At 63.0% G+C, this 12,408-nt stretch carries 11 protein-coding genes; all 11 read right to left on the bottom strand.

The features are described from left to right. Positions 1-17 precede the first annotated feature (17 nt). A complete protein-coding gene (locus tag N8H22_RS17110) occupies positions 18-806 on the bottom strand; it encodes a ParA family protein (RefSeq protein WP_264591705.1) in 789 nt (262 codons plus the stop codon). A 76-nt stretch (positions 807-882) separates the two neighbouring features. Then, positions 883-1,734: a flagellar motor protein MotD gene (motD, locus tag N8H22_RS17105; RefSeq protein WP_264591704.1), complete on the bottom strand. Its 852-nt coding sequence runs from the start codon at positions 1,732-1,734 to the stop codon at positions 883-885. 10 nt (positions 1,735-1,744) lie between these two features. After that, entirely contained in the window at positions 1,745-2,485 is a 741-nt protein-coding gene (locus N8H22_RS17100; protein ID WP_264591703.1) for a flagellar motor protein, read from the bottom strand. After that, positions 2,486-3,583, bottom strand: coding sequence for a chemotaxis response regulator protein-glutamate methylesterase (locus N8H22_RS17095; RefSeq protein ID WP_264591702.1), 1,098 nt, complete (start codon positions 3,581-3,583; stop codon positions 2,486-2,488). A 55-nt stretch (positions 3,584-3,638) separates the two neighbouring features. Continuing rightward, entirely contained in the window at positions 3,639-5,822 is a 2,184-nt protein-coding gene (locus N8H22_RS17090) for a chemotaxis protein CheA (protein WP_264591701.1), read from the bottom strand. An 11-nt stretch (positions 5,823-5,833) separates the two neighbouring features. Further along, entirely contained in the window at positions 5,834-6,628 is a 795-nt protein-coding gene (locus N8H22_RS17085) for a protein phosphatase CheZ (protein WP_264591700.1), read from the bottom strand. 23 nt (positions 6,629-6,651) lie between these two features. Beyond that, complete coding sequence (locus tag N8H22_RS17080; protein ID WP_171819274.1) at positions 6,652-7,026, bottom strand: chemotaxis response regulator CheY; 375 nt, start codon at positions 7,024-7,026, stop codon at positions 6,652-6,654. 75 nt (positions 7,027-7,101) lie between these two features. Then, positions 7,102-7,827, bottom strand: a complete 726-nt coding sequence (fliA, locus tag N8H22_RS17075; RefSeq protein WP_264591699.1) for an RNA polymerase sigma factor FliA — start codon at positions 7,825-7,827, stop codon at positions 7,102-7,104. A 17-nt stretch (positions 7,828-7,844) separates the two neighbouring features. Beyond that, entirely contained in the window at positions 7,845-8,672 is an 828-nt protein-coding gene (fleN, locus tag N8H22_RS17070; protein ID WP_264591698.1) for a flagellar synthesis regulator FleN, read from the bottom strand. A gap of 90 nt (positions 8,673-8,762) precedes the next feature. Continuing rightward, positions 8,763-10,043 (bottom strand): flagellar biosynthesis protein FlhF, encoded by a 1,281-nt coding sequence (gene flhF, locus N8H22_RS17065; protein WP_264591697.1) that lies wholly within the window; start codon positions 10,041-10,043, stop codon positions 8,763-8,765. 15 nt (positions 10,044-10,058) lie between these two features. Next, the gene (flhA, locus tag N8H22_RS17060) at positions 10,059-12,179 is read right to left on the bottom strand and encodes a flagellar biosynthesis protein FlhA (RefSeq protein WP_264591696.1); all 2,121 of its coding nucleotides are present in this window, start codon (positions 12,177-12,179) and stop codon (positions 10,059-10,061) included. Positions 12,180-12,408: the final 229 nt, after the last annotated feature.

Raw genomic sequence — 12,408 nt, 5'->3', positions numbered from 1 at the left:
GACGCTTCGTCAGCATGTCAGGCCGCCTCGGGTGACGACTGCAACGTCAGCAGATGTTTGAGCAAGGCGCGATAGGCGAGCACCGCGCGGCTGCCCGGGTCGAACTGCGACGGTGTGAGGCCGGCGCGACTGGCATCGCGCAGCCGCGTATCGATCGGAATGACTGCCGGCCAGAGGCTGTCCGGGTAGCCAGCGCGCAGTACCTTGAGGGTGTTCATCGAGGCCTGGGTGCGCCGGTCGAACAGGGTCGGCACGATGACATACGGTAGCGGTTGCTTACGCGAACGGTTGATCATCGCCAGCGTGCCAACCATCCGCTCGAGTCCCTTCATCGCCAGAAACTCGGTCTGTACCGGGATCACCAGCTGCTGGCTCGCCGCCAGCGCATTGACCATCAGCACGCCGAGCAGTGGCGGGCTGTCGATGATCGCGTAATCGAAGTCCTGCCACAGCTGTGACAGGCTTTTGGCGATCACCAGGCCCAGACCGTTCTGGCCGGGTGACTGGCGCTCCAGCGTGGCGAGCACAGTACTGGACGGCAACAGCGAGATACGCTCATGGCTGGTCGACAGCAGCAACTGCCACGGCAAGCCCTCGGGTACGCTGCCGTTGTGCTGGAATAGATCGAAGACACTGTGCTCAAGGTTGTCGGGGTCGTGACCGAAATAGCTGGTCATCGACCCGTGGGGGTCCAGATCGAGTACCACCACCCGCTTGCCGGCATCGGCGAGCAAACCTGCGAGCGCGATCGACGTGGTGGTCTTGCCCACCCCGCCCTTTTGATTGGCTACTGCCCAGACTCTCATTGCGCACTTTCCATCTGGATCTATCCGGGGCGGCGGCTGCCGACCTCAGCGACGACGGTGATTTGACGAAGGCGCCCTACTGCGCCGAACTGGCCGTGACCGGTGCAGTTTGTGTGCCAGCTCGCCGCAGCGCGGCATCGGGCCTTGCGTTGTTGCTGCCGGTACCGGTGACGCTGCGGCGCACGTCGAGATTGCGCGACACCACCAGCACGACGCGCCGATTGCGCGCACGCCCTTCGGGCGTAGCGTTATCGGCCACCGGCTGAAATTCGCCATAGCCCACCGCCGCCAGACGCGACGGGGCGACGCCATCGGCGGCCAGCATGCGTACCACGCTACCGGCACGCGCCGCCGAGAGTTCCCAGTTGGTCGGAAACTTGGCGGTACTGATGGGCAGATTGTCGGTGAAACCTTCGACGTGGATCGGGTTGTCGAAGGGCGCAAGAATCTTCGCCACCTTGGCGATCAGATCGAAAGCGAGATCGTTAGGCAAAGCATCGCCGCTGGGAAACAGCAGACTGGAGCTGAGTTCGATTTCTACCCAGAGCTCGTTGCCGCGCACCGTGAGCTGGTCGCTGTCGATCAGCTCACCGAAGGCATCGCGGATGCTCTGCGCGATGCTCTCCAGCGGATCGAGCGTGGTGGTGTCACGCAGCAACGCCTCGCCGGATGGGTCGTCGACCTGCGAGACGTCCGGCTCGGTAGTGCGCGGCCGCTCCTCGCCGACGGGGATCGGCTTGACCGAACGATCCGCCTGGTTGAACACGCCGACCAGCGAGTCCGAGAGAATCTTGTACTTGCCTTCGTTGATCGAGGAGATCGAATACATCACCACGAAAAAGGCGAACAGCAGCGTGATGAAGTCCGCGTAGGACACCAACCAGCGCTCGTGATTCTCATGCTCTTCCGGCTGTCTGCGTCGTGCCATCGCGGCGACCTCAGTCGATGAAGCCTTGCAGCTTCATTTCGATGGAGCGCGGATTCTCGCCCTCGGCGATCGACAGCACGCCTTCGAGCAACATTTCGCGATAGGCCGTCTGCCGCTGCACCACGCTCTTGAGCTTGTTGCCAATCGGCAACACCAGCAGGTTGGCGAACCCGACACCGTAGATGGTCGCGACGAAGGCCACCGCAATGCCGCTGCCCAACTGACTGGGATCGGCCAGATTGCCCATCACGTGAATCAACCCCATCACCGCACCGATGATGCCCACGGTCGGCGCATAGCCGCCCATGCTCTCGTAGACCTTGGCCGCGCGCAGATCGCGGCTTTCCTGGGTGTACAGGTCCACCTCGAGAATGCTGCGAATGACTTCCGGCTCGGCGCCGTCGACCAGCAACTGCAGGCCCTTGCGCGCATAGGGGTCCGGTTCGGTTTCGGCCGCCGGTTCAAGTCCGAGCAGCCCCTCCTTGCGCGCCGTGTTGCTCCAGCCGGTAACCAGCAGGATGCCGCGACTGAGGTCGATGCGCGGCGGAAAGAATATCCAGCGGGCGATGTTCACGGCCCGCATGAACACCGCGATCGGCGTCTGCAGCAACACCGCGCCCAGAGTACCGCCGAGCACGATTAGCGCGGCCGGCCCGTTGAGCAACGCGGAGATATGCCCGCCTTCGAGGAAGTTGCCCCCGACGATGGCGACAAAGGCCAGAACCAGCCCGATGAGGCTGAGAACATCCATCTAGATGCACGCCTCGGTGAGATGACGACCGATATCGTCGAGGCCGTATACCGCATCGCTGAGGTTTGCTTTGACCACGGCCATGGGCATGCCGTAAATCACGCAACTAGCCTCATCCTGCGCCCACACTTGACTGCCGCTCTGCTTGAGCAGCCGCGCACCCTCACGACCGTCGGCGCCCATGCCGGTCAGCACCACCGCCAGCACCTTGTCGTGGAAGGATTTGGCAGCCGAACCGAAGGTGATATCCACGCACGGCTTGTAGTTCAGACGCTCGTCACCGGGCAGGATACGCACCACGCCGCGCCCGTCGACCATCATCTGTTTGCCGCCAGGCGCCAGCAGCGCAAGTCCGGGGCGCAGCACGTCGCCGTCCTCGGCCTCCTTCACGCGGATCTTGCAAAGCTTGTCGAGGCGATCGGCGAAGGCCTTGGTGAAGGCCGCCGGCATGTGCTGGATCAGCACGATCGGCGCTGGGAAGCTGGCCGGCAACTGCGTCAGCACACGCTGCAGGGCCACCGGGCCGCCGGTCGAGGTCCCAATGGCGACCAGCTTGTACGCCTTGCGTTTGGGCGTCGCAGAGGAAGCTGCCGATGCCGCAGTCGTTCGGGGTTGCGCGGCGCCGAGTGCCGTAGGCGTGCTGCGGGCGACCGGCGCCGGTGTCGCCGCCGAGGTGCCGCTCCAGCTGCCAAAGCGACGGTTGCTGCGCGAAACGGTATGAATCTTCTCGCACAGCAGCTGCTTGACCTTCTCCGGATTACGCGAGACGTCTTCGAAATTCTTCGGCAGGTAGTCCACCGCGCCGGCATCCAGCGCATCCAGCGTTACCCGCGCGCCCTCATGAGTCAGCGAGGAAAACATCAGCACCGGGGTCGGACAACGCTGCATGATCTGCCGCACCGCGGTGATGCCGTCCATCATGGGCATTTCGTAATCCATGGTGACGACATCAGGCTTGAGCGCCAGTACCTGGTCGATCGCCTCGCGGCCATTGGTAGCGGTGCCGACGACCTGGATGCCCGGGTCAGACGAGAGGATTTCCGAAACGCGGCGGCGGAAGAAACCCGAATCGTCGACTACCAGGACCTTGACTGCCATAACACACTCCTAGCGGCAGCGGTCCCGTCATCGACGACGACCCCTGCCTATCTGATCAAACCCGGCGCGCGTAGCGCTTGAGCATGCTGGGAACATCGAGAATCAGGGCGATGCGGCCATCGCCGGTGATGGTCGCGCCGGACATGCCGGGCGTGCCCTGCAACATCTTGCCGAGCGGCTTGATCACCACCTCTTCCTGTCCCACCAGCTGATCGACGACGAAGCCGATGCTCTGGTTGCCTACGCTCAGGATCACCACGTGCCCCTCGCGCGGCTCTTCCAGCTCGGCACCCTGGACCAGCCAGCGCTTGAGATAGAACAGCGGCAGAGCCTTGTCGCGAACGATGACGACTTCCTGCCCGTCGACCACGTTGGTGCGCGACAGATCGAGATGGAAGATCTCGTTGACGTTGACCAGCGGGAAGGCGAATGCCTGATTGCCGAGCATGACCATCAGCGTCGGCATGATCGCCAGCGTCAGCGGCACCTTGATTACCACCTTCGAGCCCTGGCCCTTGGTGGAGAACACGTTGACCGTACCGTTGAGCTGGGAAATCTTGGTCTTGACCACGTCCATGCCGACACCACGGCCGGACACGTCGGAAATCTCGGTCTTGGTCGAGAAACCCGGAGCGAAGATCAGGTTGTAGCATTCCAGGTCGCTCAGACGATCGGCGGCGTCCTTGTCCAGCATGCCTTTCTCGACCGCCTTGGCGCGCAGGACGTTTGCATCCATGCCCTTGCCGTCGTCGGTGATCATCAGCAGGATGTGGTCGCCTTCCTGCTCGGCAGAGAGCACCACGCGCCCGGTGCGCGATTTGCCCGCCGCCTCGCGGTCCTCGGGCGACTCGATACCGTGGTCGACCGCGTTGCGCACCAGGTGCACCAGCGGATCAGCCAGCGCCTCGACGAGGTTCTTGTCGAGGTCGGTTTCTTCGCCTACCAGTTCCAGGTTGATCTCTTTCTTCAGGCTGCGCGCCAGATCGCGCACCAGCCGCGGGAAGCGCCCGAAAACCTTCTTGATCGGCTGCATGCGGGTCTTCATCACCGCACTCTGCAGATCGGCGGTGACCACGTCGAGATTGGACACGGCCTTGGACATGGCCTCGTCGCCACTGTTGGCGCCCAGACGCACCAGCCGGTTACGCACCAGCACCAGCTCGCCAACCATGTTCATGATCTCGTCGAGGCGGGCGGTGTCCACGCGCACGGTGGTTTCCGCCTCGCTGGCCGGCTTCTCGGTCGCAGTGGCGGCACGCGCCGGCGCTTCGGCCTTGCTTGCGACAGCGGCTGGCTGACGTGGTGCAGCCTTGGCTGGACTGGCGGCTGGTGACGGTGGGGGTGTTGCAGGGGCAGCGGCTGCAGGGGCCACCGCCACGCTCTCGGGCTCGAACTTGCCCTTGCCGTGCAACTGGTCGAGCAGAGCCTCGAATTCGTCGTCGGTGATATTTTCACTGCCAGCCGGCGCACTCGCCTCGACCGCAGCAGTCGCTGCCGGCTCGACAGCAGCCGGGGCTGCGGCAGCGGGCTCGCTGAACTGGCCCTTGCCATGCAGCTGATCCAGCAACGCTTCGAATTCGGCGTCGGTGATCTCGTCGCTGGCCGCCGCCGCGGCCGGTTCGGCCGGTGCAGCCGCGGCTTCGGAAGCCGTTGCGCTGAACTGGCCTTTGCCATGCAGCTGGTCGAGCAGCGACTCGAATTCGTCGTCGGTGATTTCATCGCCGCCAGGCACCACAGCCTCTGCGGCTGCCGGTTCGTCGATGGCCTGGAGCATCTGCTCGAACTCGTCGTCAGCCACGGTTTGCACGATGGCCGGCGCGGCCGCCGCTACGCTGGCTTGCTCGGCTGCTGCCGGCTCGGCCAGGCGCGACAGCGCTGCCAGGAGTTCGGGAGTTGCCGGAGTGAGCTCGACGCGCTCGCGCACTTCGCTGAACATCGCGTTGACGGCATCCAGTGCCTGCAGCACCACATCCATCAGTTCGGAATCTACGCGGCGTTCGCCCTTGCGCAGGATGTCGAAGACGTTTTCGGCAATGTGGCAGCACTCGACCAGCTCATGCAGCTGGAGAAACCCTGCGCCGCCCTTGACCGTGTGGAACCCGCGAAAAATCGCATTGAGCAATGCCATGTCGTCGGGGCTGCTTTCCAGCTCCACCAGCTGCTCAGACAATAGTTCGAGAATCTCGCCGGCCTCTACCAGGAAATCCTGGAGGATTTCTTCATCGGCGTCGAAGCTCATATTCCTATCCCCTAAAATCCTAGGCTCGAAAGCAGATCATCCACGTCGTCCTGTCCGGACACGACGTCCTCACGTATATCGGCATGCATCTGCGGACCTTCACCGTTGGAAGGTTCTTTCTCTTGTTTTTTCTTTTCCTGCTCGGCGCGCATCTCTTCGCGGTCATGCTGGATGCCCGCCACGCGGTCCACTTGGCCGGCCATCAGCACCAGGTTGAGCAGATTGCTTTCCAGCTCGGTAACCAGACGGGTAACACGCTTGATCACCTGCCCGGTCAGATCCTGGAAATCCTGAGCCAGCATGATTTCGCTGAGGTTCTGCGACAGCTGACTGCTGTCGTTCATCGAGCGCTGCAGGTACTGATCGATCCGGCGGACCAGCTCCCTGAACTGCTCGGCATTCATTTCGCGGCGCATGAAACGTTGCCAGTCGGCGGTCAGACTCTGGGCTTCGTAACTCACGTAATTGACCAGCGGCGCCGATTCCTCCACCAGGTCCATGGTGCGATTGGCCGCTTTCTCGGTCATTTCCACCACGTAGGAAAGCCGATCCGTCGCATCGGTGATCGGTGACGGATCACCCCCGGTGGCGCAAGTGTCCATCTCGAGCTTGACGATGGCGTTGTGCAGTTCGCGGGTGAGCTTGCCAACCTCTTGATAGAGCCCCTGATTGCGGGTCTGGTTGAGCTCGTTGAACATCTGCGCCGCTTCGTCGAAGCGACCTTCCTGCAGACTCTCGATCAACTGGGGTGCATGAGCCTTCAGAGTCGCTTCGAACTCTGCCAGGCTTTGATCTGCTTGCGTCATAGTGCCCTCGCGGCGTTACTGCTTCAGCCGTTGACGCGCTCGAAGATCTTTTCGATCTTTTCCTTGAGCACCTGGGCGGTGAAAGGCTTGACCACGTAACCGTTGACCCCGGCCTGGGCCGCTTCGATGATCTGGTCGCGCTTGGCTTCGGCGGTCACCATCAGCACCGGCAGATGCTTGAGACGCTCGTCGGCGCGCACGTGACGCAGCAGATCGATGCCACTCATGCCCGGCATGTTCCAGTCGGTGACCAGGAAGTCGAAGCTACCGCTCTTGAGCATCGGCAAGGCGGTGGTGCCGTCGTCAGCCTCGGCGGTATTGGTAAACCCCAGGTCGCGCAAGAGGTTCTTGATGATGCGTCTCATCGTCGAGAAGTCATCGACGATGAGGATTTTCATGTTCTTGTCCAAGTCGACCTCCGTAAGTCCCAAAATCTCGGCAACCGAGCACGTCTCGCAGCGATAAAACGTCGATCAGCTTGCACGCCATTCGCCGAGGCGAGCGCGCAAACGGGCGGCGCACTGGCTGTGCAGCTGACTGACCCGCGACTCGCTGACGCCGAGCACCTGACCGATTTCCTTCAAATTCAATTCTTCGTCGTAGTACAGCGACAACACCAGCTTCTCGCGCTCGGGCAGGTTGGTGATGGCATCGGCCAGAGCCTGCTGGAAGCGCTCGTCTTCCAGATCACGAAAGGGTTCCGAATGGGTACTGGCGGCATCCTCGTGCAGCTCGCCGTGCTCGCCGTCCTGCAACAGGTCGTCGAAGCTGAACAGACGGCTGCCCAGGGTGTCACCGAGAATGCCGTAATACTCATCAAGGCTCAGCTTAAGTTCGGCCGCGACTTCGTGATCTTTAGCGTCACGCCCGGTTTTCGCCTCGATGGCGCGAATCGCCTCGCTGACCATCCGCGAATTGCGATGCACCGAACGTGGCGCCCAATCGCCCTTGCGCACTTCGTCGAGCATGGTGCCGCGGATGCGGATGCCGGCATAGGTCTCGAAGCTGGCACCCTTGCCAGCGTCATATTTTTTCGCCGCCTCGAGCAGGCCGATCATGCCGGCCTGGATCAGATCATCGACCTGAACGCTGGCGGGCAAGCGCGCCAGCAGGTGATAGGCAATACGCTTGACCAGCGGCGCATACTGGTCGATCAAACGATGCTGAGCATCCTTCGCCTGAGCTTTGCTGTAATACATGGCAGATCCAGCAACTGTCATTCGTGGGTGTCGGCAGCCGGTCTGATCAGGCGCTCGACGAAGAACTCGAGGTGCCCGCGCGGGGTCGCCGGCAACGGCCAGGTGTCGACCTTCTGCGCGATGGCTTTGAAAGCCAGTGAACATTTGGACCGTGGATAGGCTTCATAGACTGCACGCTGCTTCTGCACGGCCTTGCGCACGGCTTCGTCGTAGGGGATCGCGCCGACATACTGCAACGCGACGTCGAGAAAACGCTCGGTAACCTTGGTCAGCTTGGCGAACAGGTTGCGCCCTTCCTGCGGGGCATGCGCCATGTTGGCCAGGACGCGAAAGCGGTTGATGCCATAGTCACGGTTGAGCAGCTTGATCAGCGCATAGGCATCGGTGATCGAAGTCGGCTCGTCGGTCACCACCAGCAGCACTTCCTGCGCGGCGCGCACGAAGCTGACCACCGCATCGCCGATACCGGCGGCCGTGTCGATGATCAGCACATCGAGATCATCCCCGATGTCGCTGAAGGCCTGGATCAGCCCGGCATGCTGCAGCGAGGACAGCTGAACCATGCTCTGCGTGCCGGAGGCGGCCGGCACAATGCGGATGCCGCCGGGCCCCGGAATCAACACATCGCGCAGGTCGCACTCGCCGGCGATCACGTCGGCAAGCGTGCGTTTGGTGGTCAACCCCAGCAGCACGTCGACATTGGCCAGACCGAGGTCGGCATCCAGCAACACCACGCGCCGCCCGAGTTCGGCCAGGGCCAGCGCCAGATTGACCGACACGTTGGTCTTGCCGACGCCACCCTTGCCGCCGGTCACCGCAATCACCTGTACGGGATGCATACCCATGTTCTACGCCTATATATTGCTCGGGCCAGGAGGCCGGCGATGCATTCAGCCCGAACGCATCTGGTTTATTCGAGTAACGCCGTGCAGAGCTTATCCGGCCTGCCGCGATGATTCGTTGTACAGACCGGCGAACATGTCGGCCATGGTTTCCTCGCTCGGCTCCTCGCCGGACTGCAAACTCACCGCCCGACTGACCAGCTGATGGCTGCGCGGCAGGTGCAGGTCATCGGGAATACGCGGCCCGTCGGCGAGATAGGCTATCGGCAAGTGCTGGCTGATCGTTAGCCCGAGTACATCGCCGAGCGAGCCGGCCTCGTCAAGCTTAGTCAGGATGCAACCGGCCAGGCCACAACGCCGGTAGTTGTGCCAGGCAGCCTTGAGCACCTGGCTCTGACTGGTCGCGGCCAGCACCAGATAGTTTTTCGATTTGACGCCACGGTCGGACAGCGCCTCCAGCTGCATGCGCAGCGTCGGATCGCTCGCCGGCAGCCCGGCGGTGTCGATCAGGATGATCCGCTTGCGCGCCAGCGGGGCCAGCGTCTTGCCCAGCGGCTGCGACGGATCGATCTGTACCACCGGCACATCGAGAATGCGTCCGAGAGTCTTCAGCTGCTCTTGGGCACCGATGCGGTAGTTGTCCATGCTTGCCAGCGCGATATTCTGCGCGCCGTACTTCAGTACGTAACGGGCCGCCAGCTTGGCCAAGGTGGTGGTCTTGCCGACCCCAGCCGGTCCCACCAGCGCGATCACCCCACCCTCTTCCAGTGGCTCCTGCTTGCTGACCTTGATCGCCTGCGCCAGATGCGCCAGCACCATGCGCCAGGCCTGACGCGGATCGGCGATGGCCGCGACCTTCTCCAGCAGGCTGCGCGACAGCTCCGCCGGCAGTCCGAGGCGTTGCAGGCGACGCCAGAGGCCGGCCTGCTGCGGACGACGGCTCTGCTCCTGCCCCCAGGCGATCGAGCCGAGCTGCACTTCGATCAGCTCGCGCAAGCCCTGCAGCTCGGTGTACATGCTCTCGAAGGCTCGCGAATCGAGCGGGGCACTGGCGGCCACCGCCTGCGGCGCGGCAGCTACCGGCTGTTCGTCAAGCAGTTGACGATCCTGAGTCACCTTCATGCGGCTCGGCGTGCTCAGCTCAGCATGCGCCGAGGCAATGCGCGACTGCGTCTTGCGCAGCTCCGCTTCCAGCACGGGGTTGGGTTTCTTGGCCTCGGGTGCGGACTGCATCGGGTAATCGAGCACGGCAGTCAGCTCGACGCCGCCAGCAACCCGACGATTGCCGATGATCACGGCATCGGCGCCCAGCTCGTCGCGCACCATCTTCATGGCAATGCGCATATCGGCGGCGAAGAAACGTTTGACCTGCATGGCCTGCACCCTCGGTTAATTCTGACCCACCGTCGAAACGATGGTGACCTGCTTGTTGTCCGGTATTTCCTGATAGGCCAGCACATGCATGTTCGGCACTGCCAACCGCGCGAACCGGGACAACATCGCGCGAACCGGTCCGGCTACCAGGAGGATTGCCGGCTTGCCGAGCATTTCTTGACGCTGCGCCGCCTCTACCAATGAGCGCTGCAACTTTTCGGCCATTCCCGGCTCCAGCAAGATGCCATCTTCGGCACCCTGACCGGCCTTCTGCAGGCTATTGAGCAAAATCTGTTCCAACCGTGGCTCAAGGGTGATCACAGGCAGCTCGGGCTCTAGTCCCACAACGTTTTGCACGATCGCGCGGCACAGCGCGACCCGCACCGCCGCCACCATAGCGGCGGGATCTTGACTCTTGGCAGCCACATTGGCGATGGCCTCGGCGATGGTGCGGATATCGCGTACCGGCACCTGCTCCTGCAGCAACGCCTGCAGCACCTTGAGCAGCGTGGACAGCGATACCATGCCCGGCACCAGCTCTTCGGCGAGTTTCGGCGAGCTCTTGGCCAGCAGCTGCAGCAATTGCTGGACCTCTTCATGACCGAGCAGTTCGTGGGCGTGCTTGTGCAATACCTGGTTCAGGTGCGTGGCGACCACCGTGCTGGCATCCACCACGGTATAGCCGAGCGACTGCGCCTGATCGCGCTGACTGCCCTCGATCCACACCGCCTCCAGACCGAACGCCGGGTCCTTGGCCGCGATGCCGTTGAGCGGCCCGAACACCTGGCCCGGGTTGATCGCCAGCTCGCGGTCCGGGTAGACCTCCGCCTCGCCCAGGCTGACGCCCATCAGCGTCAGGCGATAGGCATTGGGCAACAGATCGAGGTTGTCGCGGATATGCACCGACGGCATGAGGAAGCCCAGGTCCTGCGACAACTTCTTGCGCACACCCTTGATCCGCGCCAGCAGCTGGCCACCCTGGTTGCGATCGACCAGCGGGATCAGCCGGTAGCCAACCTCCAGACCGACCATGTCCACCGGCGTGACGTCGTCCCAGCCAAGCTCCTTGGTTTCCGCCGCACGCTGTGCTGGCAACAGCTCCTGCTGCTTCTGTACTTCCTGCTCGGCCTGCTGCTTGACCTGCCGCTGCCGATGCCAGATCCAGTAAGCACCGGCGGCGGCAGCGGCGCCCAGGCCGAGGAAGGACATGTGCGGCATGCCCGGCACCAGGCCCATGGCAATCATGATCGCCGCCGACACGGCCAGCGCCTTCGGCGAGGCGAACATCTGCCGCTGGACCTGCTGGCCCATGTCCTCTGAACTGGTGACGCGGGTCACCATGATCGCCGCCGCGGTCGACAGCAACAGCGACGGAATCTGCGCCACCAGACCGTCACCGATCGTCAGTAGCGCGTAGACCCGACCAGCCTCGGCGAAGCTCAGGCCGTGCTGCGCCATACCGATACCGATGCCACCAATCAGGTTGATGAACAGGATCAGCAGGCCGGCGATCGCATCGCCGCGGACGAACTTGCTGGCACCGTCCATCGAGCCATAGAAGTCCGCCTCCGAAGCGACCTCGACGCGGCGTTTTTTCGCCTCGCTCTGATCGATCAGTCCGGCATTGAGGTCGGCATCGATCGCCATCTGCTTGCCGGGCATGGCATCCAGGGTGAAGCGCGCGCTCACCTCGGAGATACGCCCGGCGCCCTTGGTCACCACCACGAAGTTGATGATCATCAGGATCGCGAACACCACCACACCGACCACGTAGTTGCCGCCGATCACCACATTACCGAAGGCTTCGATCACGTGCCCCGCCGCGGCGCCACCCTCGTGGCCGTTGATCAGTACCACACGGGTCGAGGCGACGTTCAATGCCAGGCGCATCAGCGTGGCGACCAGCAGGATGGTGGGAAATACCGCGAAATCCAGCGGACGCAGCGCATAGACGCTGACCAGCAGCACCACAATCGACAGCGCGATATTGAAGGTGAACAGCACGTCGAGCAGGAATGCCGGGATCGGCAGCATCATCATGCCCAGCATGACCAGCAACAGCAGCGGCACGCCGAGGTTGCCCCGACCGACTCCCGTCAGGCTGTTGCGCATGTTGATGAGTTGCGTGCGATCCAACGTAGCCCCCAAGCGGACAGAATCGTTTTTTTGACGCAGGAATGCGTTCTGTCGGGGCTATAGCAAGAAGGGGTCCAACTCGACGCGCCGGCCTACACCCAGCCCGACGACATCGACAGGCGCGGCGAGCTGGCGAGGCGCAGACATCGGGACTTAGCTCATCGTGTCGCGGTCTGGTGAGTCCGCTGCCCAAGTCTGCGAACCCGCCGGGCCGCGCGCAGTCAGAGCT

Source organism: Stutzerimonas sp. S1, from assembly GCF_025966695.1.
Taxonomy (GTDB): Bacteria; Pseudomonadota; Gammaproteobacteria; order Pseudomonadales; family Pseudomonadaceae; genus Stutzerimonas.
This window is presented reverse-complemented; position numbering and strand designations above follow the sequence as displayed.

Excerpts from the sequence above, each read along its gene's own strand:
- N8H22_RS17110 (WP_264591705.1), bottom strand. The coding sequence starts at position 806 with ATGAGAGTCTGGGCAGTAGCCAATCAAAAGGGCGGGGTGGGCAAGACC.
- motD (WP_264591704.1), bottom strand. The coding sequence starts at position 1,734 with ATGGCACGACGCAGACAGCCGGAAGAGCATGAGAATCACGAGCGCTGG.
- N8H22_RS17100 (WP_264591703.1), bottom strand. The coding sequence starts at position 2,485 with ATGGATGTTCTCAGCCTCATCGGGCTGGTTCTGGCCTTTGTCGCCATC.
- N8H22_RS17095 (WP_264591702.1), bottom strand. The coding sequence starts at position 3,583 with ATGGCAGTCAAGGTCCTGGTAGTCGACGATTCGGGTTTCTTCCGCCGC.
- N8H22_RS17090 (WP_264591701.1), bottom strand. The coding sequence starts at position 5,822 with ATGAGCTTCGACGCCGATGAAGAAATCCTCCAGGATTTCCTGGTAGAG.
- N8H22_RS17085 (WP_264591700.1), bottom strand. The coding sequence starts at position 6,628 with ATGACGCAAGCAGATCAAAGCCTGGCAGAGTTCGAAGCGACTCTGAAG.
- N8H22_RS17080 (WP_171819274.1), bottom strand. The coding sequence starts at position 7,026 with ATGAAAATCCTCATCGTCGATGACTTCTCGACGATGAGACGCATCATC.
- fliA (WP_264591699.1), bottom strand. The coding sequence starts at position 7,827 with ATGTATTACAGCAAAGCTCAGGCGAAGGATGCTCAGCATCGTTTGATC.
- fleN (WP_264591698.1), bottom strand. The coding sequence starts at position 8,672 with ATGGGTATGCATCCCGTACAGGTGATTGCGGTGACCGGCGGCAAGGGT.
- flhF (WP_264591697.1), bottom strand. The coding sequence starts at position 10,043 with ATGCAGGTCAAACGTTTCTTCGCCGCCGATATGCGCATTGCCATGAAG.